The 22,674-nt window shown below is 68.2% G+C and carries 21 protein-coding genes and 1 riboswitch; of the genes, 10 read left to right on the top strand and 11 right to left on the bottom strand.

The window, feature by feature from the left end; all coding sequences use genetic code 11:
- Positions 1–171: 171 nt before the first annotated feature.
- The 4 genes from EHF44_RS25430 to EHF44_RS25445 all read right to left on the bottom strand — a co-directional run bounded on the left by EHF44_RS25430 (position 172) and on the right by EHF44_RS25445 (position 4,481).
- A complete protein-coding gene (locus EHF44_RS25430) occupies positions 172–1,530 on the bottom strand; it encodes a GntP family permease (protein WP_124686446.1) in 1,359 nt (452 codons plus the stop codon).
- Between the two features lie 156 nt (positions 1,531–1,686).
- Complete coding sequence (locus tag EHF44_RS25435) at positions 1,687–2,073, bottom strand: RidA family protein (RefSeq protein WP_124686447.1); 387 nt, start codon at positions 2,071–2,073, stop codon at positions 1,687–1,689.
- A 30-nt stretch (positions 2,074–2,103) separates the two neighbouring features.
- Positions 2,104–3,573 carry an N-acyl-D-amino-acid deacylase family protein gene (locus EHF44_RS25440; RefSeq protein ID WP_124686448.1) on the bottom strand — a complete coding sequence of 490 codons (1,470 nt, stop codon included), beginning with the start codon at positions 3,571–3,573 and terminating at the stop codon, positions 2,104–2,106.
- A 2-nt stretch (positions 3,574–3,575) separates the two neighbouring features.
- Positions 3,576–4,481, bottom strand: a complete 906-nt coding sequence (locus EHF44_RS25445) for a MurR/RpiR family transcriptional regulator (RefSeq protein ID WP_124686449.1) — start codon at positions 4,479–4,481, stop codon at positions 3,576–3,578.
- 134 nt (positions 4,482–4,615) lie between these two features.
- Between EHF44_RS25445 and EHF44_RS25450 the strand changes: the two genes are divergently transcribed.
- Genes EHF44_RS25450 through EHF44_RS25460 form a run of 3 tightly spaced genes read left to right on the top strand, consistent with a single transcriptional unit; the run spans position 4,616 to position 7,525 of the window.
- Positions 4,616–5,884: an amino acid deaminase gene (locus EHF44_RS25450; protein ID WP_124686450.1), complete on the top strand. Its 1,269-nt coding sequence runs from the start codon at positions 4,616–4,618 to the stop codon at positions 5,882–5,884.
- 21 nt (positions 5,885–5,905) lie between these two features.
- On the top strand, positions 5,906–6,841 hold the full coding sequence (locus EHF44_RS25455) for a sugar kinase (RefSeq protein WP_124686451.1): 936 nt from the start codon (positions 5,906–5,908) through the stop codon (positions 6,839–6,841).
- A 42-nt stretch (positions 6,842–6,883) separates the two neighbouring features.
- Positions 6,884–7,525, top strand: a complete 642-nt coding sequence (locus tag EHF44_RS25460; RefSeq protein ID WP_124686452.1) for a bifunctional 4-hydroxy-2-oxoglutarate aldolase/2-dehydro-3-deoxy-phosphogluconate aldolase — start codon at positions 6,884–6,886, stop codon at positions 7,523–7,525.
- A 164-nt stretch (positions 7,526–7,689) separates the two neighbouring features.
- On the opposite strand, the gene EHF44_RS25465 is transcribed toward EHF44_RS25460, so the two are convergent.
- The 4 genes from EHF44_RS25465 to EHF44_RS25480 all read right to left on the bottom strand — a co-directional run bounded on the left by EHF44_RS25465 (position 7,690) and on the right by EHF44_RS25480 (position 11,501).
- A complete protein-coding gene (locus EHF44_RS25465) occupies positions 7,690–7,821 on the bottom strand; it encodes an entericidin A/B family lipoprotein (RefSeq protein ID WP_124686453.1) in 132 nt (43 codons plus the stop codon).
- Positions 7,822–7,965: 144 nt separating this feature from the next.
- Complete coding sequence (locus EHF44_RS25470) at positions 7,966–9,303, bottom strand: GGDEF domain-containing phosphodiesterase (protein ID WP_124686454.1); 1,338 nt, start codon at positions 9,301–9,303, stop codon at positions 7,966–7,968.
- Positions 9,304–9,706: 403 nt separating this feature from the next.
- Entirely contained in the window at positions 9,707–11,020 is a 1,314-nt protein-coding gene (locus tag EHF44_RS25475) for a hemolysin family protein (protein WP_124686455.1), read from the bottom strand.
- A gap of 88 nt (positions 11,021–11,108) precedes the next feature.
- Entirely contained in the window at positions 11,109–11,501 is a 393-nt protein-coding gene (locus EHF44_RS25480) for a HigA family addiction module antitoxin (protein WP_216643998.1), read from the bottom strand.
- Positions 11,502–11,674: 173 nt separating this feature from the next.
- On the opposite strand from EHF44_RS25480, the gene EHF44_RS25485 reads away from it, so the two are divergent.
- From EHF44_RS25485 to EHF44_RS25495, 3 genes are all read left to right on the top strand, one after another.
- Complete coding sequence (locus EHF44_RS25485; RefSeq protein ID WP_124686456.1) at positions 11,675–12,562, top strand: helix-turn-helix domain-containing protein; 888 nt, start codon at positions 11,675–11,677, stop codon at positions 12,560–12,562.
- A gap of 70 nt (positions 12,563–12,632) precedes the next feature.
- A riboswitch (FMN riboswitch) is annotated at positions 12,633–12,792 on the top strand.
- 125 nt (positions 12,793–12,917) lie between these two features.
- Complete coding sequence (gene ribB / locus EHF44_RS25490) at positions 12,918–13,604, top strand: 3,4-dihydroxy-2-butanone-4-phosphate synthase (protein ID WP_124686457.1); 687 nt, start codon at positions 12,918–12,920, stop codon at positions 13,602–13,604.
- Between the two features lie 147 nt (positions 13,605–13,751).
- Positions 13,752–14,321 carry a surface-adhesin E family protein gene (locus EHF44_RS25495; protein ID WP_124686458.1) on the top strand — a complete coding sequence of 190 codons (570 nt, stop codon included), beginning with the start codon at positions 13,752–13,754 and terminating at the stop codon, positions 14,319–14,321.
- A gap of 45 nt (positions 14,322–14,366) precedes the next feature.
- On the opposite strand, the gene EHF44_RS25500 is transcribed toward EHF44_RS25495, so the two are convergent.
- Positions 14,367–14,768, bottom strand: a complete 402-nt coding sequence (locus EHF44_RS25500; protein ID WP_124686459.1) for an RT0821/Lpp0805 family surface protein — start codon at positions 14,766–14,768, stop codon at positions 14,367–14,369.
- A gap of 562 nt (positions 14,769–15,330) precedes the next feature.
- Here EHF44_RS25500 and EHF44_RS25505 point away from each other — a divergent pair.
- Positions 15,331–16,845 (top strand): glucan biosynthesis protein G, encoded by a 1,515-nt coding sequence (locus tag EHF44_RS25505; protein WP_124686460.1) that lies wholly within the window; start codon positions 15,331–15,333, stop codon positions 16,843–16,845.
- On the top strand, positions 16,818–19,424 hold the full coding sequence (gene mdoH, locus EHF44_RS25510; protein ID WP_124686461.1) for a glucans biosynthesis glucosyltransferase MdoH: 2,607 nt from the start codon (positions 16,818–16,820) through the stop codon (positions 19,422–19,424). Before EHF44_RS25505 ends, mdoH begins: the two co-directional genes overlap by 28 nt.
- 97 nt (positions 19,425–19,521) lie before the next feature.
- Here the strand turns inward: mdoH and EHF44_RS25515 are convergent, their stop codons facing one another.
- Positions 19,522–20,103, bottom strand: a complete 582-nt coding sequence (locus EHF44_RS25515; RefSeq protein WP_124686462.1) for a hypothetical protein — start codon at positions 20,101–20,103, stop codon at positions 19,522–19,524.
- A gap of 262 nt (positions 20,104–20,365) precedes the next feature.
- On the opposite strand from EHF44_RS25515, the gene EHF44_RS25520 reads away from it, so the two are divergent.
- A complete protein-coding gene (locus tag EHF44_RS25520) occupies positions 20,366–21,580 on the top strand; it encodes a Bcr/CflA family multidrug efflux MFS transporter (RefSeq protein WP_124686463.1) in 1,215 nt (404 codons plus the stop codon).
- A gap of 9 nt (positions 21,581–21,589) precedes the next feature.
- On the opposite strand, the gene EHF44_RS25525 is transcribed toward EHF44_RS25520, so the two are convergent.
- Positions 21,590–22,450, bottom strand: coding sequence for a mechanosensitive ion channel family protein (locus tag EHF44_RS25525; protein WP_124686464.1), 861 nt, complete (start codon positions 22,448–22,450; stop codon positions 21,590–21,592).
- On the opposite strand from EHF44_RS25525, the gene EHF44_RS25530 reads away from it, so the two are divergent.
- Entirely contained in the window at positions 22,449–22,661 is a 213-nt protein-coding gene (locus EHF44_RS25530; protein WP_124686465.1) for a hypothetical protein, read from the top strand. The genes EHF44_RS25525 and EHF44_RS25530 overlap by 2 nt on opposite strands.
- Positions 22,662–22,674: the final 13 nt, after the last annotated feature.

Raw genomic sequence — 22,674 nt, forward strand, 5'->3', positions numbered from 1 at the left:
ACGGCGGTGGGTGCCGCTACGCCGACCGGGATGGTTGGCTCCCCTCTCCGGCATTGCGGGAGAGGGGTCGGGGGTGAGGGCGTTGAGGTTCAAATTGCCGGCAGTCGCATCTTGGGACGCCGGCCCTCACCCCCAGCCCCTCTCCCGCGGGCGGGAGAGGGAGCGAGGGCTTCAGACCACGGTCGCCAGGGCCAGCGTGAACAGCAGGGCCACCACGGAGATGATCGTCTCCGCCACGGACCAGGTCTTGAACGTCTGGGCGACGGTCATGTTGAAGTATTCCTTGACCAGCCAGAAGCCGCCGTCGTTGACGTGGGACAGGATCAGCGAGCCGGCGCCCGTGGTCAGCACCAGCAGTTCGGGGCGGGTGCCCGGCACGCTGGCGGCGATCGGGGCGACGATGCCGGCAGCCGTGGTCATGGCAACCGTGGCCGAGCCGGTGGCGATGCGGATCATCACGGCCACGAGCCAGCCCAGCACCAGCACTGACACGTTGGCGTGCGTGGCCACGTCGACGATGGCCGTGGAGATGCCCGAGTCGCGCAGGATGCGGCCAAAGCCGCCGCCGGCGCCCACCACCAGCGTGATGATCGCGGTCGGCGCCACGCACTCGTTGGTGAACTTCAGGATCATGTCGCGGTTGAAGCCGCGCGCCTTGCCGAACGTGTAGAAGCTGAACAGCGTGGCGATCAGCAGCGCCATCACCGAGTTGCCAATCAGCTTCAGGAAGTCGTTGGCGAACGTCTTGGGCGTGGTGATCAGATCCGCCCAGCTACCGATCAGCATCAGGAACACCGGCAGCAGGATGGTGAGCACCGTGATGCCGAAGCCCGGCAGGTTGCCCGACTTGGCCGAATCGGCTTCCTCGGTCAGTTGCTCGGCCAGCGGGTTCACGGCCGGCAGCTTCACGTGCCGGTCGATCAGCTTGGCGAACAGCGGGCCGGCGATGACGGCCGTGGGAATGCCCACGATCAGCGCGTACAGGATGGTGCGGCCCATGTCGGCGCCGTACGCCTGCACGGCCAGCAGCGCGGCCGGGTGCGGCGGGATCAGGCCGTGCACGACGGACAGGCCGCACACCATGGGAATGCCCACCAGGATCATCGACGTGTTCGTGCGCTTGGCGACGTTGAACGCGATGGGGATCAGCAGCACGAAGCCGACCTCGAAGAACACCGGCAGGCCGACGATGAACGCGATGACCACCATGGCCCAGTGCACGTTCTTTTCGCCGAAGAAGTTGATCAGCGTGAGCGCGATGCGCTCGGCGCCGCCCGATTCGGCCATCATCTTGCCGAGCATCGTGCCCAGCCCGATGACCAGTGCGATATGGCCCAGCGTGCCGCCCACGCCGGCCTCGAACGACTTCACGATGTCGCCCATCGGCATGCCCACGGCAAAGCCCAGGGCCACCGAGACCACCACCAGCGTGATGAACGGATTCAGTTTGTACTTGGCGATCAGGATCACCAGCGCGATCACGGCGATCAGCGCGTAAATCAAGAGCGTGGTTCCGGTTACGGCACCCATGTCTCGTCTCCTTGTGGCGGGCGCCGGCCTGACGGACGGTCCGCTTCCGCTATGAAAAAAGCCGCAATCTGCGTACGCGGCGGGTGAATGAAATCGTGATGTGGCCGGCTGGCTCGCCGGCGGCGCGCTCGGTGGCGCTGGGGGGCTACGTGGCGCTCAGGGGCGCTTGTAGGCGATGCAGTCCACCTCGACCTTGCAGTCCACCACCATGCTCGACTGCACGCAGGCACGGGCGGGCGGATTGGCGCCGAAGTATTCCTTGAAGATCTTGTTGAACGACGGGAAGTCGCGGGCGTCGTCCAGCCAGACGCCGCAGCGCACCACGTGTTCGGGGCCGTAGCCGGCTTCGGCCAGGATGGCCAGCACGTTGCGGATGGCCTGGTGGGTCTGGGTGACGATGTTGCCCTCGACGACCTCGCCGTCGACCATCGGCACCTGGCCCGACACGTAGAGCCAGCCGTCGGCCTGCACGGCGCGCGCGAAGGGCATGTGCGAGCCACCCTGGCCCGTGCCGCCTTCGACGCCAAATCGCTTGATGTCCATGAAAACTCCTGTTTCTCGGATGCTTGGGAATTAGGGATGGGACGCGGCCGCGCCGCCGCGCGCCAGGAAGCGTCCGGCGCGCACGCCGGTGGCGGCGCGCTGCTGCCAGGTCAGCTCGCCGTTGACCCAGACCGCGGCAATGCCTTCGGCCGGCTGCATCGGGTCCGTGAAGCTGGCCGCGTCGCGGATGGTGGCCGCGTCGAACAGCACGAGGTCTGCCCAGTAGCCTTCGCGCACAAAGCCGCGCTCGCGCAGGCCGAAGCGCTCGGCCGACAGGCCCGTCATCTTGTTGACGGCCACCGCCAGCGGAAACAGCTCGCGGTCGCGGGCGTAGTGGCCCAGCACGCGCGGAAACGCGCCCCACAGGCGCGGATGGGGCAGGGGGTCGTTGGGCAGGCCGTCGGACCCCACCACGGTGGCCGGATGGCTCAGGATGCGGTCCACGTCGGCGTCTTCCATGCAGTGGTAGACCGCGCCGGCCGGCTGCAGGCGCCGCGCCGCTTCCATCATGTCCACCTGCCATTCGGCGGCGATGTCGGCCAGCAGCCGGCCGCCCATGGCGGGATGCGGTTCAGACCACGTCACCTGGATGTCGAAATCGCTGGTCACCTGCTTCAGGTCCAGCGTCGACGAACTGGCCGTGTACGGATAGCAGTCGCAGCCCACGGGCTGCCAGCGCTGCGCGGCTTCGAGCGATTGCAGCACCTCGCCGCTGCGGCCCCAGTTGGGCACGCCGGCGCATTTCAGGTGCGAGATGACCACGGGCACGCGGGCATGGCGGCCGATGCGGTACGCCTCGTCCATCGCATCGAGAATCTCGGCAAATTCGCTGCGCAGGTGGGTGGCGTAGAGCGCGCCGGCATCGGCCAGCGGCTCGGCCAGCGCCAGCACTTCCTCGGTGGGGGCGCTGAAGGCGTTGGCGTAGGCCAGCCCGGTGGACAGCCCCAGCGCGCCGTGCGCGAGCGCTTCTTCCAGCTGGGTGCGCATGGCGGCAATCTCGTCGGCCGTGGCGGCGCGGTCGAAGCGGTCCATGTGGTTGCTGCGCAGCGCCGTGTGGCCCACCAGCGCGGCCACGTTGACCGATGGCTGTGCCGCGTTCACGGCATCGGCGTAGCTGCGGAAATCGGGGTAGCGGAAGGCGTCGGCGCGGCCCAGCAGGTTCATCGGGTCGGGCGGGTCGCCGGCCAGCGTCACCGGCGCGGCGCTGATGCCGCAGTTGCCGACGATCACTGTGGTCACGCCCTGCGAGATCTTCGGCGTCATGGCCGGGTCGCGCACGACGTTGGTGTCGTCGTGGGTGTGCACATCGATAAAGCCGGGCGAAAGCACCAGGCCGTGGCCTTCCACCACGTGCGACGCGGTGTCGGGGTCGATGGTGCCGGCGTCGTCGATGCGGGCGATGCGGCCGTCGCGGATGCCGACGTCGGCCATGCGGGCCGCGGCGCCCGAGCCGTCGAGCAGCATCACGGCGCGGATCAGGGTATCGAACAGGTGTGGCATGGTCAGTCTCCCAGCGGCTGGCGGCTGTCCGGGCCGTCGCTGTCCTGGCTGACGCCGCGATGGGCGTCGAGCACGTATTTCAGGCGGCGCAGCTTTTCCTTGCTCTGGTCCTGCTGGAGCATGGCGCACTGCGTGGCGAGCACGTCCACCACCAGCAGCATCGCGTAGCGCGACGCCGACGGCTTGAAGATGAAATCAGTTTCCAGCGTGCGCACGGGCAGCAGCACGTCGGCGCGGGCCGCCAGCGGCGACCCCAGCGCGGTCACGGCGATCAGCCGGGCGCCGTACTCGCGTGCGATGTCGCAGCTCGCCAGCATCTCGGGCACGTTGCCGCTGGTGGAAAACGCCAGCACCACGTCGTCGCGCGACAGCGTGGCCGCCACCATCTTCTGCAGCACCGCGTCGTGATAGGTCGCCACGGGCGCGCCAAGCCGCGCCAGCCGGTAGCGCGCCTCGTCCGCCATGAACGTCGAGCCGCCGCCCATGCCAAAAGCGTAGACCATGCGTGCGTCGACCAACAGCCGGGCCGCCTGGGCGATGCGCTCGGGGTCGATCAGCTTGCGGTTGACTTCCAGCGTGTTCAGTACGTCGGTATGGATGCGTTCGGCCAGCGCCGCGGGCGAGTCGGCATCGGCCGGGGCCGGCACGGGCTGGAGAAAGCGGGTGCCGACCGCCGTGGCCTGGGCCAGGCGCAGCTTCAGGTCGCGCACGTCGCGGCAGCCGATGGCCTTGGCAAAGCGGGTGACGCTGGCTTCGCTCACGGCCGCCTTGCGCGCCAGTTCGTTGATGCTGGCGGCCGCCGCGCCGGCCAGATCCTCAAGAATCACCTGCGCCACTTTTTGCTCGGCCAGGCGCAGCGACGGGCCGCGCTCGGCGATGCGGGTCAGGATGTCGAAGGGCGCGGTCATGGCGGGCGTGGGCAGGCTGGCGGGCCGGAACGGCACTCCGCCCGGCACGGCATGTTACTTTCTAACAAGGATGAAATATCGTAGTTTCAAGGCTATGATTACGTCAATCGAATTTTTACAGGGTGATGTCAGCCATGCGTGAAATAAAGTACCAGACCGGAATGATCGATCCGCTGAACAAGGCTCTGGGCCGTCTGGACGCGCCGCTGACCCCCGCCGAGGCCGGCCAGACCGGCTGGCAACTGCTGCAGGAAGAATTGAGCCTGCCGGCCGCCGTGCTCTACGAAGACAAGCTCGTTCACAACCTCCAGTGGATGCGGAAGTTCATGGGTGCCTATGACGTGCAGCTTGCGCCGCATGGCAAGACGACGATGGCGCCCAAGCTGTTCGCCCGCCAACTGGCGGAGGGCGCGTGGGGCATCACGCTGGCAACGGCCCAGCAGACGGCCGCCGCCGCCGCGCACGGCGTCAAGCGGGTGCTGATGGCCAACCAGCTGGTGGGCCGCCGCAACATGGAAATCGTGGCCGATCTGCTGCGCGACCCCGGCTTCGAGTTCTTCACGCTGGTCGATTCGGCCGCGCTGGTCGACCAGCTGGGCGCTTTCTTCCAGGCGCGCGGTCAGTCTCTGCAAGTGTTGCTGGAACTGGGCGTGGAAGGCGGCCGCACCGGCGTGCGCGACGCGGCGCAGCAGGCCGAGGTGCTGGCGGCGCTGTCGCGCTGGCCCGACGCGCTGTCGCTGGCCGGTGTGGAGGTCTACGAGGGCGTGCTGCAGCAGGAGGCCGATATCCGCCACTTCCTGCAGCGCACCGTGGCCGTCACGCGTGAACTGGCGGCGGCCGGCCGCTTCGGGCGCAGCCCCGTGGTGATGTCCGGCGCGGGGTCGGCGTGGTACGACGTGGTGGCAGAGGAGTTCGCGCGGACCGACATCGGCGCGCCCATCGACATCGTGCTGCGCCCCGGCTGCTACCTGACCCACGACGTGGGCATCTACCGCGCCGCCCAGGAGCGCATCCTGGCCAGCAACCCGGTGGCACAGAAGATGCGCGAGGGGCTGTTGCCGGCGCTGCAGCTCTGGGCCTACGTGCAGTCGATCCCGGAGCCGCGGCGCGCCATCATCGGCATGGGCAAGCGCGACGCCGCGTTCGACGCGGGCATGCCGCTGCCCGCGCAGATCTATCGCCCCGGTACGGCCGCCCCGGTGCCGGTGCCGACGGCCTGGCAGGTGACCGGCATGATGGACCAGCACGCGTACCTGGAAATCGGCGCTGGCGATGATATTCGTGTCGGCGATATGATTGCCTTCGATATCTCGCATCCCTGCCTGACGTTCGACAAGTGGCGCCACATCCCCGTGCTGGACAGCCAGTTGCGCGTCATCGACATCGTGCAGACCTTCTTCTGACCCACAGAGAGGCACGCCTTCATGAGTATCGACATCCTTGCCTATGGCGAGCCGCTGGTGGAGTTCAACCAGCAACCCGACGACCCCAGCCGCTACCTGCAGGGCTTTGGCGGCGACACGTCCAACTTTGCGATCGCGGCGGCCCGCCAGGGCGCGAGCGCCGGCTACATCGGCGCCGTGGGGGCCGACAGCTTCGGCGAGCGCCTGCTGGCGCTCTGGACCCAGGAGCGCGTGGATACGCGCCACGTCAGCGTGAACGCGGCGGCGCCCACGGGCGTCTACTTCGTGTCCCACGACAGCCACGGCCACCGCTTCGACTACCTGCGCGCGGGCTCGGCGGCCAGCCGCTACCACCACGAGCAACTGCCGCTGGCGGCCATCGCGCAGGCGCGCTACCTGCACCTGTCGGGCATCAGCCTGGCCATTAGCACATCGGCCTGCGACGCCGGGCTGGCGGCGATGGAACACGCGCGCAAGGCGGGCGTGCAGGTGTCACTGGACACCAACCTGCGGCTGCGGCTGTGGTCGCTGGCGCGGGCGCGCGGCATCATGCGCGAGGCGTTCTCGCTGACCGACGTCTGCCTGCCGAGCTGGGACGACATCACCGTGCTGACCGGCCTGGACGACCGCGACGCCATCGTCGACCACCTGCTGGCCTGCGGCGTGAAGATCGTCGCGCTGAAGCTGGGCGAGGAGGGCAGCTACGTGGCCACGCCCGAGGCGCGCTCGCTGGTGGCGCCGTACCCGGTGCGGCCGCTCGATGCCACGGGCGCGGGCGACTGCTTTGGCGGCAGCTTCATCGCCCGGCTGGCGGCCGGCGACGACCCGTTCGAGGCGGCCCGCTATGCCAACGTGGCGGCGGCGCTGTCCACCACGGGCTACGGCGCCGTGGCGCCGATTCCCTCGGCCGAGGCCGTGCTGGCCCGGCTGGAGCGCAGCGTGTCGGTCATCGCCTGAGACCGGCCGTCACACAGCACCATGAACCTACCGAATACTGTCATGCAAATCCAACCTTCCCCGCTGATCGAACGCCTGACCCACGTGCCGGTGATTCCGGTGCTCGAATACCACTCGGTCGACGACGCGCTGCATATCAGCGAGGCGCTGGTCGAAGGCGGCCTGCCGATGCTGGAAATCACGCTGCGCACGCCGGTGGCGCTGCAGGCCATGGAAGCCGTGGCCAAGGCGCTGCCGCAAGCCGTGGTCGGCGCCGGCACGGTGCTGAGCGTGGACCAGCTTCACGCCGTGCGCGACGCCGGCGCGCAGTTCGCCGTGTCGCCGGGCCTGACGCAGACGCTGGCCGATGGCGCCCAGGGCGCCGGCATCGCGCTGCTGCCGGGCGTGGCCACGGCCAGCGAGGCGATGTTCGCGCTGGAATGCGGGTTCTCGTTCCTAAAGTTCTTCCCGGCCGAGGCGGCGGGCGGCGTGCCGATGCTGAAGTCGCTGCACGGACCTTTGTCGCAACTGAAGTTCTGCCCCACCGGCGGCATCGACCTGGCCAAGGCGGCCACGTACCTGGCGCTGCCCAACGTGGTCTGTGTCGGCGGCTCGTGGGTGGTGCCCAAGGACGCCGTGGCCGCCAAGGACTGGGCGCGCATCCGCACGCTGGCCCAGCAGGCCGCGCAACTTGGCAAGTCCTGACAAGCAGAACAGGGTAGGGCGGTAAGACTTACAACGGCAGTCCGAATGACACGCCGGATGGAAAGCCCGCCAGATGAAAAAAGGGCGCCGCGAGGCGCCCTTTCTTGTTGCCGCCGGGGCTGGAATGCCCCCGGGCGACGCAAATCGTTCTTCCTGCTTCCGCCTTACTTCGACTTCTCGGCGGTGTTCTCCAGCTTCTGTCCGCCCTTCTGGACGTCCTGTCCGAGACCGGACATCGTGTTGCAGCCAGCCAGCAGCGAGGCAACCAGTACACACCAGATCCATCCTTTTTTCATCAGCGGCTCCTTTCAGGGATAGTAGGAAGTGGGCACATTTTATCGTCGCCCTGACGGCCGTTGATGCAGGATGTGTGCCAATTTGTAATTAGGAAAGTGTCTGACAGACGGCGTCCGATGGCCCGGTGTTGAACCCCGGCCGCGTCACCGTTTGAGCAACTGGCGCGCCCGTGCCGCGATGGCCGGGTGGGTCTGCTGGAGCCAGGCGGCAGGGAAGGGCTGCGCCAGCAGGAAACCCTGCACGGTGTCGCACCCCCAGGCGCGCACCACGTCGAGCTGCGCGGCGGTCTCCACGCCCTTGGCGCAGACGGCCACGCCGCGGGCCTTGGCGTATGCGCACGCGCGCTGCAGATTGGCGGCCATGCCGGCCGGCTGGGCGGCGTGGCCGAGGTGACGGGCGTCCAGCGTGACCATGTCGGGTTGGACGCGGGCCAGCGCGGCGTGGCTGGCGGGCGAATCGGTAAAGTCGGCCAGCGCGATGCCCACGCCGCCGTCGCGCAGGCGCGCGGCCTTGTCGGTGGCCTCCGCGCTGTCGGGCACGATGTCGACCGGCACTTCCACGCAAAGCTGGCCGGGCGCCACGTCCAGCGACGCGATGGCGCGGCGCAGCATGGCGATCGTGTCGTCGGCCTGCATCTGCGAACTGGTGGCCAGCAGCGTGAATTGCAGCGGCCCCAGCGCGCTGGCGTCGCGCAGCAGCGGCAGCACGTGCTGGAGCGTCCAGCCACCGATGGCGTTCATCATCCCGAGCGCTTCGGCGGCGGGCAGGAAGTCTTGCGGCGCCACGCGGCCCAGCACCGGATGCTGCCAGCGCAGCCGGACCGTATAGGCCGTGATCGCACCGGTGCCCAGGCAGGCGCGGGGCTGGAGTTGCAGACTTAGTTCGCCACGGTCGATGGCGCTGGGCAGGGCGGCCAGCAGCGTTGCCATGCGCGGCGCCGGGGGCCGGCTGGCCGAGCCGATGCCGGCGCCGCCGCGCCGGTTGACCTGCAGCATCGCGTCGAACGCCTGTTGCAGCAGTCGCTCCGTCCCGGTGTCGGGCTGGTCGACGGCGCTGCCGATGCTGCTGGACAGGAACAGTTCGAACTTGTCGACGAGGAACGGCCCGGCAAGCGCCTGGGAAATGGCCTCGCTGAGCGCGCGGGCGTCGTCGGACCCTTCTGACAGCACGCAGGCCACGCCCAGATCGGCCGGACCCAGCCATTGCACGGCCACCGGCATCGACGCCACCGAGGTGGCGCGCCGCTTGACCTCGGCGCGCAGCAGTTGCGCGCGGGCCGGGCCGATGGTGTCGCAGGCGTGCGAGAAGCGGTCGAGCCGGATGACGAGCACGGCCAGCAGGTGGGCCGGGCTGAAGTGCGCGCGGTGTTCTTCCAGGGCGGCCAGAAACGCCACCGGCTGGAGCGCGGCGGAAGGCGCGTCGGCAGGCGACCCACTGCCACCGACGCCCGGAGGTGGCGTGCCGTTGGTGTCAGGATCCATCAATTACCCGTGCTGGCAGCAAATTCATGTGCAATGGCCGCCCGCGATACCCGGACTGCATTCCCGTTCATACGTATGCCGACGCGCTCTGCTGGCGCGATTCGGCTGTTGCGACGCTACTACGTAGTACTACGTAGCCTTGGTGCGTATAGGTCAGATCATACGGCAGCCTGCGCAGAATTCGTCAAACGACTATGCCTGCGTGGCGTCCTCGTCGCTCGCTTTTTGATGGCAAACAACGGTGGTGCAGGTCGGCCCGCCAACGTCTTGACCTTGGCACCGAATCAGCGATAAACGCGCCAGGTTTTGCCGTCCGCCTGCCCAATAGAAAACGGGCGCCTGGGGCGCCCGTTCCTGGGGTCCTGCCGGGTCCAGCCGGTTGCCCGGCCAGCGTGCCGGGCGGTCAGCCCGTGGTCTCGGCCTCTGGGCCGTCATCCGGCGGCACGCGCGACGCCAGCACCTTGTCGATCCGCTTGCCGTCCATGTCGATGATCTCGAACTTCCAGTCGGCCCACTGCACGGTGTCGGCCGTCTGCGGCAGGCGGCCCAGCAACAGCAGCAGCATGCCGGACAGCGTGTGGTAGCGCTCCTTGTCTTCCTCGGGCACGGCGCGCAGGCCGGTGCGGTCCTTGAGTTCGGGGATCGGGATCAGGCCGTCGAGCAGCCACGAGCCGTCGTCGCGCTGGACGGCCCATTCCTCGCCAGCCGTCTCGGTCTTGAACTCGCCGGTGATGGCTTCGATCAGGTCCTGCAGCGTCACCAGGCCCAGCACTTCGCCGTATTCGTCGATGACAAAGGCGATCTGGCCGCCCGAGGCCCGGAAGTTCTCCAGCAGTTCCATGCCGGTCACGCTTTCCGGCACGAACACGGCCGCCTGCAGCACGGCCGTCAGGTCGGCCTTCTCGCCACGCAGCCGGCGCGCCAGCAACTGGCGGGCGCTGACCACGCCCAGGATGTCGTGCATGCCGCCGCGCACGACCGGGAACCGCGAGTGATCGGATTCCTCGATGCGGCGCAGGTTTTCTTCCTCGGTCAGTTCGACGTCCAGGTAGGCCACGTCGCCGCGCGGCACCATCAGCGAGGCAAGCTGGCGGTCGTCCAGCCGGAACACGTTGCGGACCATGGTGTGCTCGTGGCGCTCGATCACGCCGGCCTCGGAGCCTTCCACCAGCAGCGCGTGGATTTCTTCCTCGGTCACGGCGGGGCCACGGTCGGACTTCACGCCCAGCAGGCGCAGCACCAGTTGCGTGGAGCCGGACAGCAGCTTGACGAAGGGCTTGGACGCGGTGGCCAGGATGGAAATCGGGCGCGCCACCAGGCGGGCGATGGTTTCCGGCGCCAGTTGCCCCAGCCGCTTGGGCACCAGCTCGCCGAGCACGATCGAGAAATAGGTCAGGCCGGCCACGACGATGGCGGTGGCCATGTAGCCGGCCGTCGTCGCCGAAATGCCAAAGCCCTGGAGCCAGACGGCCAGCGGTGACGCCAGCGTCGATTCGCCGACCACACCGTTCAGCACGCCGATCGACGTGATGCCGATCTGTACCGTGGACAGGAAGCGCGTCGGGTCTTCGCCGAGTTTTACCGCTTCCATGGCGCCGCGGTCGCCCGCTTCGATCTGGCGCTGGAGCCGGGCCTTGCGGGCCGTGACCAGCGCGATTTCGGACATGGCGAACAGGCCGTTCAACAGGATCAGCGCCAGCAGTATGGCTATTTCCATCAGGGTGCGCGCCCTGTGCGCGCAGGAATTGAAAAATCAGAGCATACCATCCGCATGTGACGCCGCCTGCCATGTGGTGACGTTGGCGTCACCTGTTGCGGGGTGCACGATCCGGGCCGGCGTCTGCGTTTTGCCCGGGCCAGGGCTGCACGTCCCGCGCGATGGCTGGCCCGGCCGCGTCCCGGGCGGCGTGCAGCGCATAGGCGGCTTCCAGCTCCATCCAGTACTCGGCCGACGTGCCGAAATAGCGCGCCAGCCGGATCGCGGTCTCGGGCGACATCGCGCGCTTTTGCCACAGGATGCCTTCGATGCGTGTCACCGGTACACGCAGGGCCAGCGCCAGCGCGCTGGTGGACAGCGCGGCGGGCACCATGAACTCGTACAGCAGCACGTCGCCGGGGGCCGGGGGCGGGTCGGCCATGGCGCGCGGCGCCGCCTCTTGTGGAACGTGGCTGGATGGATCGGGCAGGTTTTCGCTCATGGCTGGCACTGGCTCGCTGGTGGGTTGGGAATGACCCCAGCTTAGGCGTGGCGGACTGGGTCGGAAATGCGACGAATCTGAAAACCGGCGCCTCGCGGAGCGATGGTCGGGAATGGCGGTCATTACCTGGGAGGTAGTCGTGGCGGCGCGGCAGCTGTGCTGTAATGCACCGCATGGACACCCTGACGCCCGGCTCCGAAGCCGCCATCGACTTTCCCGGACTCCTGCGCTACTGGCGCGCCCGGCGCGGCTATAGCCAGCTGGCGCTGTCGCTGGCGGCGGGGGTGTCGCAGCGCCATATCAGCTTCCTGGAATCGGGGCGGGCGCGGCCGAGCCGCGAGATGGTGCTGGCGCTGGCCGAGCGGCTGGGCGTGCCGCTGCGGCAGCGCAACCGGCTGCTGCTGGCCAGCGGCTATGCGCCCGCTTACAGCGAAAACACGCTGGCGGCGCCCGCGATGCAGATGGTGCGGCAGGCCATCTCGCTGATCCTGGCCAAGCAGGAACCGTATCCGGCCGTGGTGCTGGACCGCTTCTGGCACCTCGTCGACGCGAACGATGCCTACCGGCGCATGCTGGCCCAACTGCTCGGCAGCCCCGAGCCGGCGGCGGGGGGCGAGGAGGGCGCGCGGCTCAATCTGATGCTGGCCGTGTTCGACCCGGACGGGCTCTGGCCGATGATCGAGAACGCCCGGCAGGTGGGCCACTACCTGCTGCGGCGCGTCTGGCAGGAACTGCAGGTGCAGGCGCACGACCAGACCGCGCGGGATATCCTGGGCCGCATCGCCGCCTGGCATCCGGACATGGTCGACGCCGGCGGCCTGGTGATCGGCGACGACGATCCGGCCGAAGGTCCGCTGCCGCCGGTGCTGCCCGTGGTGGTGCGCTCGGGCGATTTCCGGGCCTCGCTGTTCTCCACGCTGACCACGCTCGGCAACCCGCAGGACATCACGCTCCAGGAGCTGCGGATCGAGTGTTTCTATCCGGCCGACGATGCGACCCGGCAGTTGTTCGAGGCGCTGGCAGCCGGTCCGGCCGACGCGAAAACCCCTTCGGCGTCGTAGTTCCGCCAGAAAAGCACAGTCGTGCTACCATCGCCCGGCCGTCGCGGCCCCCAATGCCGCGGCGGCATCGTTACGTCTTCAGGGCGGGGTGAAAGTCCCCACCGGCGGTATGCGGCCACTGTGCAGAACAGGGTGCCGCGAGCCCGCGAGCGCCCGCACATCGTGCGGGGTCAGCAGACCTGGTGAGAAGCCAGGGCCGACGGTCATAGTCCGGATGAAAGAAGATGGGCGGCAACCGCGTGGCAGGCCCACGCGCGAGGCGGCGCTGGCCGTTCGCGCGGGCGCCAGCATGGCGCGGGGCCGCCAATCGTTCCCCTGAAACGCCCATGGAAACTTGATTCGGAGCGTTTCACTCATGCTGACCCTCAACCCCAGCCATACCCCCGAACCGGCCGCAGGCGAGCTTGCCGTGGCCGATGCCGATCCGCGTCCGCTTGCCGTGCGCATCGCCCAGGCGCTGGACGCCATGCGCGACGGCCGCCCCGTCGTGCTGCTGGACGACGACGACCGCGAGAACGAGGCCGACCTGATCCTGGCCGCCGAGCGGCTCACGCAGGCCAACATGGCGATGATGATCCGCGAATGCAGCGGCATCGTCTGCCTGTGCCTGACCGCGGACAAGGTGCGCCAACTGGGCCTGCGCCCGATGGTCGAGCACAACCGCAGCCAGTACGGCACCGCGTTTACGGTGTCGATCGAGGCGCGCGAGGGCGTGACCACCGGCGTCAGCGCCGCCGACCGCATCACGACGATCCGCGCCGCCATCGCCGACGATGCCGGCACCGACGCCGTGGTCAGCCCGGGGCACGTGTTCCCGCTGGTGGCCGTCGATGGGGGTGTGCTGGCTCGCCGCGGGCATACCGAGGGCTCGGTGGAGCTGGCGCGCATGGCCGGATTGTCGCCGGCGGCGGTGCTGTGCGAGCTGATGAATCCCGATGGCACGATGGCGCGCCGGCCCGAGGCGCTGGCCTTCGCCGAGATGTACCAGTTGCCGGTGCTGACGATTGCCGACCTCGTCGCGTGGCGCGAGTCGCAGGGCTGATCCTGCGCAACGTCTGCGTGATTAAGCGCGCCTTGAGGCCATGCGGTATGGTCCGGGCGCGCTTTTTCACGTGTGCCGGGCTGTCGCGATGGCTGCGGGCTGTGCGAGAATGCGCGGGCTCTTCCCGTCCTTATGAGGGTTCTCCCGATGTTTTTCCGCATGCTCGCACGCACGGCCCTGTTCGCCGGCGCGTGTCTCAGTCTCGCGGCGCACGCCGAATCGAACGGTGCGCCGCCCTTCAATAACGCCAGCGTCCGTCCGGCCGCAGCCAGTGCGCTGTACCAGTGCCAGGGGCCAAATGGCGGCACCGTGTTCCGCGCGACGCCGCGCGAAGGTCGCACGCTCGTGGCATCGCCCGATCCCGGCGCGCCGGACCCGCAGCGCTGGTTGCCGCTGATGGGGCCGAACGGGGTGATTTCCTATCTGGACCAGTCGTCGATTCGCCGGCGCGGCAGCGAGGTGGGCGTGGCACTGGTCCACAACGCGCCGCCGGGCGTGATCAAGACGACCAGCGGGGAGATGATCCGCTCGTCGCTGAAGCGGATGGTGCTGAACTGCGCGACGTCGATGTACGCGGTGGTCGAGCAGACGCTCTATGCCAAGCGCTACGCGCGCGGCGAGTCGCTCTATACGATCCGCGGCCCGCAGGCCGGGATGCCGCAACCGGCGGCGTCGGGTACGCTGGCGGGCGATCTCGTGTCCCGCCTGTGCCACTGAGCGTGGCAGGCCGCTGACCGGCGGCCAGCGGCGCATCGCCCGGCCTTACTCGGCCACGTGGGCGGCCTTCCAGGTGCCGTTCGGCTGCTTGCAGAACCAGCCCGACCACGCCTCGGTGGCGCTGCCGCGCTTCAGTTCCGACTTGAGACGGCGGCAGGTGCGGCCGGCGTCGGTCTTCGTGGCGACCGGCTCGATCGTGCCGTCGACGGCCTGGCGGCGGTTCTCGGCCGGGTAGTGCCAGGTCACGGTCTTGTTGTCTTCCGTATCGTTCAGCGCCGTGCGCACCGATTTCTGCAGCGACGCCGCTTCCTTCTTGGTCAGCGTGCCGACGATGCTGCCGGACAGGTACGTCTCGAAATAGGCGAAGGCGGGCTGCATCGTGCCCATCAGCAGTGCGCAGCCAAGGCCGGCCGCTACCGCCATGCGGGTTTGTCGCGAAGTGCGCATGTCAGATCCTCTCGGGTGGGAAATGTCGAACACGGGAGCGATTGTAAGCGCGCGGTGTGCGTTCCGGTGCATCGGAGTGCACCAGCGGACGGGGCGGCCCGCCGCGCGTTCCAACCGGCCTGGCCCCCGACGTCCACCATCGCCTCGCTGGTCCGCCGGCATGATCTATTCTTGTCTTCAGCCGTACAGGGCACACGGGGAGCGGCTTTCAGCCCACTGGCGAGACATTTTGTTGCAAACGTTGCGGCGCCGAAACGTGACTTTTAAGTCTCGAATTGTTAAGGTTTCGCATCGCATTGCAACAATCCTGACTAACGTCCGGCGCCGACGCGCCGATGCGCCGGGGTCGCTACCCGGTCGCCGCGTCTGATGCACCGCACGCTGGTCCGTCTTTTGCTGTATTCACCCGTTGAAGTTTCCTGACGAATCCCGCGGCGGCTGCCTCGTCCGGCCGCCTGCATCCCCAATAACCCTTCTCACGGCCTTCATGACCGCACATCCGACGTCGTTCCGCCCGCTCCCATGCCCGACCGCCGCGCCCCCGCGTCGCTTATCCGGCAGGATGTCCGGGCTGGGACGATGGATCGGCGGCGGCATGCTGGCCGTGCTGGCGCTGACGGCCCACGCGTTCGATTTCGAGACCGTGGCCGCCCGCGCGCGGCAACTGTCGGCGTCGCCGTACAAGCCGCCCAAGGCGCAGGAACTGCCGCGCGAGCTGAAGGAACTGACGTACGAACGCTACCGCGAGATCGAATACAAGCCCGAGCGCTTTGCCTGGCGCGGCGCGCGGCTGCCGTTCGAGATCTCGTTCTTCCACGAGGGCATGGTGTTCGACCAGCCGGTGAAGATCAACGAGGTGGTCAACAACAGCGTGCGCGAGTTCCGCTTCGATCCCGCCGCGTTCAACTACGGCTCGCACCGCGTGGATCCGGCCAAGCTCAAGGGGCTGGGATTCGCCGGCTTCCGGCTGATGTACCCGCTGAACCAGGGCAAGCGCAAGGACGAACTGGCGTCGTTCCTGGGCGCCAGCTACTTCCGCGCGGTGGGCAAGGACCAGTGGTACGGCCTGTCCGCGCGCGGCCTGGCCGTGGACACGGCGCTGAACTCGGGCGAGGAATTCCCGCGCTTCACCGAATTCTGGATCGAGCGCCCGGCCGCCAACGACAAGCAACTGACGATCTACGCGCTGATGGATTCGCGCCGCATGAGCGGCGCCTACCGCTTCGTCATCAAGCCCGGCAACGAGACGGTGATGGAAGTGAAGTCGCGTCTGTTCCTGCGCGAGCACGTGACCAAGCTGGGCCTGGCGCCGCTGACCAGCATGTACCTGTTCGGCGAGAACCAGCCGTCGGGCAGCCCGGACTTCCGCCCCGAGATTCACGATTCCGACGGCCTGTCGGTCCAGCTTGGCACCGGCGAATGGATCTGGCGCCCGCTGGTCAATCCCAAGCGGCTGCTGGTCACGTCGTTCGCGGCAACCAACCCGCAGGGCTTTGGCCTGATGCAGCGCGACCGCAGCTTCGACAACTACCAGGAAATCGGTAGCTGGTACGAGCGCCGGCCGAGCGGCTGGGTGGAGCCCAAGGGCAACTGGGGCTCGGGCCGCGTGGAACTGGTGCAGATTCCCACGCCGGACGAGACCAACGACAACGTGGTGGCGTACTGGGTGCCGGACAGCCCGCCCAAGCCCAGGCAGGCGTTCGACTACGAGTACCGGCTGAAATGGCAGAAGGACGGCGAGAACCTGCCGCCGCTGTCGTGGATCACGCAGACGCGCCGCGGCCAGGGCCTGACGCGCAAGCCCGACGACACCAGCTTCTCGCTGGTAGTGGATTTCGAAGGACCGGTGTTCAAGAAGCTGCCCGAGGAGGCGCGCCTGGACCCGGTGGTATCGGCAGACGCCAACGGCGAACTGCTCAAGACGACGGTCCAGCGCAACGAGGCCACCGGTGGCTGGCGCATGACGATGTTCATGCGGCGCAAGGACGAGAACAAGCCGGTTGAGTTGCGCGGCTATCTTCGCAACGGCAATACAACCCTATCCGAGACATGGAGCTACATCTTACCCCCAGGCTGAAGCAGCGCCCGGCCCAGGCGGCGGCAGCATGCCAGCGCTATGTCGATCGCCTGCCGGCTTCGCCCGAACTGCGTAGCGAACTGCTGGCCGATACGCCGAAGCCGCTGATGTCCAGCGTGCCCGCCGACGGTATCGAGGTGCCATCGGCCATGATCGAATTGCAGGCGCGCCTGGCTGGCCGCGACCCGAAGGACAAGGAAGCCACCGATTTGAATGCCGTCAACGCCCCGGGCGGGGCAACCTACGCATCGGTGGGTCGTCGCTTCGCGATGGCCTATGGCAATCCGCAGGTGGACGGCGAGCCGTTGCTGAAGCGGCACGAAGACGGCACGGTGCGCGTGCACACGGGGCCGGAACCCGAGCGTGCGTCGATGGTGCCGCGCCAGTGGCCGCCGCACATCATCTGGGGCGGCATCCGCAACGCCTGGCGCCGCATGCTGGGCCGCCCGCCTGTGCCCGAGACGTGGGACACCGTGCACGACGGCCCCGACGCCGAGGGCAAGTGGCACCCGGCGGGCTCGCACCGCCGCTGGTTCCTGCTGTTCCTGGTGGTCGTGCAGACCATCATGGCCACCTATTTCATGGCCAAGGTGCTGCCGTACCATGGCGCCGATCCGCTGGAAGTGGCCATCCTGTCGCTGTTCGCGATCCTGTTCTCGTGGGTGTCGGCCGGCTTCTGGACGGCCATGATGGGCTTCCTGGTCCTGTTCAAGGGCGGCGACAAGCACCTGATCTCGCGCAGCGCGGCCAGCGACGCGCCGATCGATCCGTCGGCGCGCACCGCGATCATCATGCCGATCTGCAACGAGGACGTGACGCGCGTCTTCGCCGGGCTGCGCGCCACGTACGAATCGCTGGAGCGCGCCGGCGAACTGCAGCATTTCGACTTCTTCGTGCTGTCGGACAGCGGCAATCCCGACCTGCGCACGGCCGAGCACGACGCCTGGATCGAGCTGTGCCGGGCCGTGGGCGGCTTCGGCCGCATCTTCTACCGCTGGCGCCGCCACCGCGTGAAGCGCAAGACCGGCAACGTGGCCGACTTCTGCCGCCGCTGGGGCAGCAAGTACCGCTACATGATCGTGCTGGACGCCGACAGCGTGATGAGCGGCGACTGCCTGGCCACGCTGACGCGGCTGATGGAAGCCAACCCGGGCGCCGGCATCATCCAGACCGCGCCGCTGGCCGTGGGCCGCGACACGCTCTACGCCCGCGTGCAGCAGTTTTCCACGCGCGTCTACGGGCCGCTGTTCACGGCAGGGCTGCACTACTGGCAGCTTGGCGAGTCGCACTACTGGGGCCACAACGCCATCATCCGCATCAAGCCGTTCATGGAGCATTGCGGGCTGGCGCCGCTGCCGGGCAAGGGGCCGCTGTCGGGCGAAATCCTGTCGCACGACTTTGTCGAGGCCGCGATGATGCGCCGGGCGGGGTGGGGCGTGTGGATTGCCTATGACCTGCCGGGCTCGTTCGAGGAACTGCCGCCGAACCTGCTGGACGAGGTGAAGCGCGACCGCCGCTGGTGCCAGGGCAACCTGATGAACTTCCGGCTGTGGATGAAGCAGGGCTTTCACGCGGTGCATCGTGCGGTGTTCCTGACCGGCATCATGGCCTACGTGTCGGCGCCGCTCTGGTTCCTGTTCCTGCTGCTGTCCACGGCCGCGCTGGCCAAGCATGCGCTGGTGCCGCCCGAGTACTTCACCAAGCCGTACCAGTTGTTCCCGACCTGGCCCGAATGGCATCCGGAGAAGGCGCTGGCGCTGTTCTCGGCCACGGCCACGCTGCTGTTCCTGCCCAAGCTGGCCAGCGTGATCCTGCTGCTCAAGGACGCCAGGCAGTACGGCGGCGTGGTGCGGCTGTTCCTCAGCATGCTGATCGAGATGACGCTGTCGGCGCTGCTGGCGCCCACGCGCATGCTGTTCCATACCAAGTTCGTGCTGGCGGCCTACAGCGGCTGGGGCATTTCGTGGAAATCGCCGCCGCGCGAGGACGCCGAGACCACCTGGGGCGAGGCGTTTGCCCGCCACGGCTGGCACACGGTGCTGGGGCTGGTGTGGGGCGCGGGCGTGTATTGGCTGAGCCCGGGCTTCATCTGGTGGCTGCTGCCGATCGTCGGCTCGCTGGCGTTGTCGATCCCGCTGTCGGTGATGCTGTCGCGCGTGTCGCTGGGCCGCGCCGCGCGTCGCGCCGGCCTGTTCATGATCCCCGAGGAAACGATGGTGCCGCGCGAGATCGTCGAGACCCAGCAGCACGTGGAAAGCGCACCGGAGACGCCGCGCTTTGTCGACGCGGTGGTGGACCCGGTGACCAACGCGCTGATGTGCGCCACCGGCACGGCCCGCACGGTCATGCCCGAGCCGGCGCGGCTGCAGCACGCCTCGCTGGTGCAGCACGCGCTGACCCACGGCCCGGGTTCGCTGTCGCCGGCGCAGAAGCACATTCTGCTGGGCGACCCGCTGGCGCTGTCCAAGCTGCACGAGCTGGTCTGGGGCTCGCCGCTGGCGGACGCGGCCTGGAAGGAAACCCGTGTGCTGATGCGCCGCGCGCCCAACGTGTTGCCGCTGCGGCCACGGACGGCTTGAATCGGTTGGCGGGATGAGAAACGGCAGGCCTCGGGCCTGCCGTTTTTTTTGTCTTCGTTCTGGGGCGCACGTGGCGGTCATAGCCCCGTTTTAAACGCTACCGCAGGGCCGAGACGCAGATTGGGGCGTTGATGTACACGTCGCCCACGCGGCGTTCGCCGCGGTCGTTGCGGGTCATGTAGCGGAACATCATGCTGACGCCGATCTTGGTCAGGATTTCCACGTCGCGGTTGGCGCAGATGTTGCGCTGGAGCGGCGCGGCGTAGTTCACCTCGAAGCTGGCGAGGTCGAGCATCGGGCCGCGGTAGTTCGTCAGTTCGAGCTGGAAGAGGACATGCTTGCCGGGGATGGACTGGCAGCGGCGCAGGCGCGTCTCGCCGTCGATCTCGATGGGCAGGGCGTCGTTCAACTGGCGGCAGGCGCGCGCCAGTACGCTGTCCGGACGGTTGGTGCTGCGCAGCAGTTCGGGCACGCCGGCCCCGCCGGTGTTCTGGCCGGTGGCGGCGCCCTTGAGCATGCGTGACAGGGCATCGGCTTCGTCGACCGCCACGGGCGCGGAGGACGGTGCCGAAGCCATGGCGGACGGCCTGCCGGGCGCGGCTCCTGCGGGCAGCGGCGGCAAGGCTGCCAGTGCAGCCAGGCTCAGCGAAACAATAAACGGAGTTTGTCGTATGGTCATGCAGGATAACGTTGCCGGGGACGGGTCCCGTGATCCGTCTCCCGCGATGCGTCTGACTGCGTGGTCGGCAATACATCTGTCCCGACAGGCAGGCATTGTACCCTCCACCTTGGTGCACGTGAAAGCCGCGCCACCCGCAATGCCGCACCCGGCGCCGGTCTGCGGCGGATTTTCCACGCTACTTCCGGCGACTTGACGCGCGCGCCGCCACGCGCTTGCGCGCTATGCAACAATTGCGCCTTGGCCAACCGGAACCCCCTTCATGACGTCCTCCGCCAGCGCGCAAGCCAATGCGCGCTTTCCGCTGTGGCTGCTGATCTGCGCATCGCTGACCGCCATCGCCCCGCTGTCCATCGACATGTACCTGCCCAGCTTTCCGGCGCTGGCGGCCGATCTCCATACCGATATCGGGCGCGTGCAGCTCACGCTGGGCACGTTCCTGGTTGGCCTGGCGATCGGGCAGGCGTTCTACGGCCCGGTGAGCGACCGGTACGGCCGCAAGGCGCCGCTCTATGCGGGCCTGACGATCTATGGCGTGGCGGCCGCGGGGTGCGCGCTGGCGTCGACGGTGGAGTCGCTGATGTTCTGGCGCTTCCTGCAGGCGCTTGGCGGGTGCACCGGGCTGGTGGTGTCGCGCGCAGTGATCCGCGACCGGCTGGAGGCGCGTGAGTCCGCGCGGGCGTTCTCTTCGCTGATGCTGGTGATGGGGCTGGCGCCGATCCTGGCGCCGCTGATCGGCGGCGCGGTGCTGGCCGCCACGGGCTGGCGCGCGATCTTCTGGATCCACTGCGGCGCGGCCGTGTTGCTGCTGTGGCTGATCCACGCGCGCATGGAGGAATCGCTGGACCCGCAGCGCCGCCGCACGCTCCATCCGGGCACCGTGCTGCGCGGCTACGGGGAACTGCTGCGCGACCGCGAGTTCCTGGGCTATTCGCTGGCAGCGGGTTGCGTGCAGGGCGGCATGTTCGCCTACATCGCGGGCTCGCCGTTCGTGCTGATCGAACTGCATGGCATCGATCCCTCCCACTACGGCTTTGTGTTCGGTGCCAACGCCTTTGGCCTGATCGCGATGTCGCAGGTCAACGCGCGGCTGGTGCGCGCCCGGGCGCTGGACGACGTGCTGCGCGTGGCGCTGCTGGCGCCCTGCGTGGCCGGGCTGACGCTGGCGGCGGCTACGCTGCTGGGCGTGGCCACGCTACCGGTGCTGCTGTGCTGCTTCTTCGTGTTCCTGGCCGGGCTGGGCTGCATCACGCCCAACGCGTCGGCGCTGGCGCTGGCGCATCAGAGCCATCGCGCCGGCACGGCGTCCGCGTTGATGGGCACGCTCCAGTTCGGCTTTGGCACGCTGGCCGGCGCCGCCGTCAGCGTCTGGCACGACGGCACGGCGCTGCCGCTGGCCGTGGTGATGGCGATCTGCGGCAGCGGCGCGGTGCTGCTGCGGCTGTACGGCCACGCGGGCATGCGCCAGCCGGGCTGACGGCCCGCGTCACGCGGCCTGGTTGGCCGGCTGGGCCAGCGGCATGGCCGGCGCGTTCTGCATGACCACCATCTGCGCCGGCATGGGCGCGGCAAAACCGGCGGCGCCGAAGCTGTCGCGGATCGTGCGGTTGGTGTCGAAGTAGACCTGCCAGTAGTGGTCGTTGTGGCAGTACGGGCGGACGGCCAGCACCGGGCCCACCAGCGTGAATTCCAGGATCTCGACGTCGACGGGCGGGTCGGCCAGCACGTTCGGGATCGCGGCCACCTTTTCCTTGAGCAGCGCCACGGCGGCGGCCGCATCGGTGGTGCCGGCCAGCTGGGCCTTCAGCTCCACGCGCCGGAACGGGTTCGCGGTGAAGTTCTGGATGGTGTCGCCAAATATCTTGTTGTTGCCGATGACGGTCAGCACGTTGTCCGGCGTGTCGAGCGTGGTGGCAAACAGGCCGATCTCGCGCACGGTGCCGGTCACGCCGCCCACGGTCACGAAATCGCCCACCTTGAACGGCCGCAGTACCACCAGGAAGGCTCCGGCCGCAAAGTTGGCCATCAGCCCGGACCACGCCATGCCGATGGCGACGCCGGCCGCGGCAATCAGCGCGGCGAATGTGGTGGTCTGGATGCCGAAATAGCCGAGGATGCCGATGACCAGCACCACGTTCAGCGTGACGGTGACAATCGAACCGACGTAGCGCAGCAGCGTCGGGTCCACGCTCTGCTTGGCCAGCGACCCCTGCACCATGCGCACCACGAAGTGGATCAGCCATCGGCCGACCACCCAGAAGGCCAGCGCGGCCAGGACCTTCACGCCGAAAATGGTGGCGTAGCCGTAAATGATGTCGCGGATGCTTTCGAGCGAGGTGGTATCCATGGACACACTCCTTGGTGATCGGGGCAGGAAAAACCAGGGACAGCAATATGGCGCGCGCTGTCGGTCAAGTCAGCACCACCTGCCGGTGTCGGCGAACGGCAAAAAGCCAAGGGCATTATTGGGCGCGCCACTTCGAAAGTTCAAGACAATCTTTTTTGGGCGCCAAGTAAAAAAGGCCGGAGATTTTCCGGCCTTTCTTGCGGGTAAATGACGCGAATGTGTCG

Origin of the sequence: Cupriavidus pauculus (genome assembly GCF_003854935.1) — a bacterium.
GTDB lineage: Bacteria > Pseudomonadota > Gammaproteobacteria > Burkholderiales > Burkholderiaceae > Cupriavidus > Cupriavidus pauculus_C.

Coding starts and splice junctions, on each gene's coding strand:
- EHF44_RS25430 (WP_124686446.1), bottom strand. CDS start 1,530: ATGGGTGCCGTAACCGGAACCACGCTCTTGATTTACGCGCTGATCGCC.
- EHF44_RS25435 (WP_124686447.1), bottom strand. CDS start 2,073: ATGGACATCAAGCGATTTGGCGTCGAAGGCGGCACGGGCCAGGGTGGC.
- EHF44_RS25440 (WP_124686448.1), bottom strand. CDS start 3,573: ATGCCACACCTGTTCGATACCCTGATCCGCGCCGTGATGCTGCTCGAC.
- EHF44_RS25445 (WP_124686449.1), bottom strand. CDS start 4,481: ATGACCGCGCCCTTCGACATCCTGACCCGCATCGCCGAGCGCGGCCCG.
- EHF44_RS25450 (WP_124686450.1), top strand. CDS start 4,616: ATGCGTGAAATAAAGTACCAGACCGGAATGATCGATCCGCTGAACAAG.
- EHF44_RS25455 (WP_124686451.1), top strand. CDS start 5,906: ATGAGTATCGACATCCTTGCCTATGGCGAGCCGCTGGTGGAGTTCAAC.
- EHF44_RS25460 (WP_124686452.1), top strand. CDS start 6,884: ATGCAAATCCAACCTTCCCCGCTGATCGAACGCCTGACCCACGTGCCG.
- EHF44_RS25465 (WP_124686453.1), bottom strand. CDS start 7,821: ATGAAAAAAGGATGGATCTGGTGTGTACTGGTTGCCTCGCTGCTGGCT.
- EHF44_RS25470 (WP_124686454.1), bottom strand. CDS start 9,303: ATGGATCCTGACACCAACGGCACGCCACCTCCGGGCGTCGGTGGCAGT.
- EHF44_RS25475 (WP_124686455.1), bottom strand. CDS start 11,020: ATGGAAATAGCCATACTGCTGGCGCTGATCCTGTTGAACGGCCTGTTC.
- EHF44_RS25480 (WP_216643998.1), bottom strand. CDS start 11,501: ATGAGCGAAAACCTGCCCGATCCATCCAGCCACGTTCCACAAGAGGCG.
- EHF44_RS25485 (WP_124686456.1), top strand. CDS start 11,675: ATGGACACCCTGACGCCCGGCTCCGAAGCCGCCATCGACTTTCCCGGA.
- ribB (WP_124686457.1), top strand. CDS start 12,918: ATGCTGACCCTCAACCCCAGCCATACCCCCGAACCGGCCGCAGGCGAG.
- EHF44_RS25495 (WP_124686458.1), top strand. CDS start 13,752: ATGTTTTTCCGCATGCTCGCACGCACGGCCCTGTTCGCCGGCGCGTGT.
- EHF44_RS25500 (WP_124686459.1), bottom strand. CDS start 14,768: ATGCGCACTTCGCGACAAACCCGCATGGCGGTAGCGGCCGGCCTTGGC.
- EHF44_RS25505 (WP_124686460.1), top strand. CDS start 15,331: ATGTCCGGGCTGGGACGATGGATCGGCGGCGGCATGCTGGCCGTGCTG.
- mdoH (WP_124686461.1), top strand. CDS start 16,818: ATGGAGCTACATCTTACCCCCAGGCTGAAGCAGCGCCCGGCCCAGGCG.
- EHF44_RS25515 (WP_124686462.1), bottom strand. CDS start 20,103: ATGACCATACGACAAACTCCGTTTATTGTTTCGCTGAGCCTGGCTGCA.
- EHF44_RS25520 (WP_124686463.1), top strand. CDS start 20,366: ATGACGTCCTCCGCCAGCGCGCAAGCCAATGCGCGCTTTCCGCTGTGG.
- EHF44_RS25530 (WP_124686465.1), top strand. CDS start 22,449: ATGGACACACTCCTTGGTGATCGGGGCAGGAAAAACCAGGGACAGCAA.
- EHF44_RS25525 (WP_124686464.1), bottom strand. CDS start 22,450: ATGGATACCACCTCGCTCGAAAGCATCCGCGACATCATTTACGGCTAC.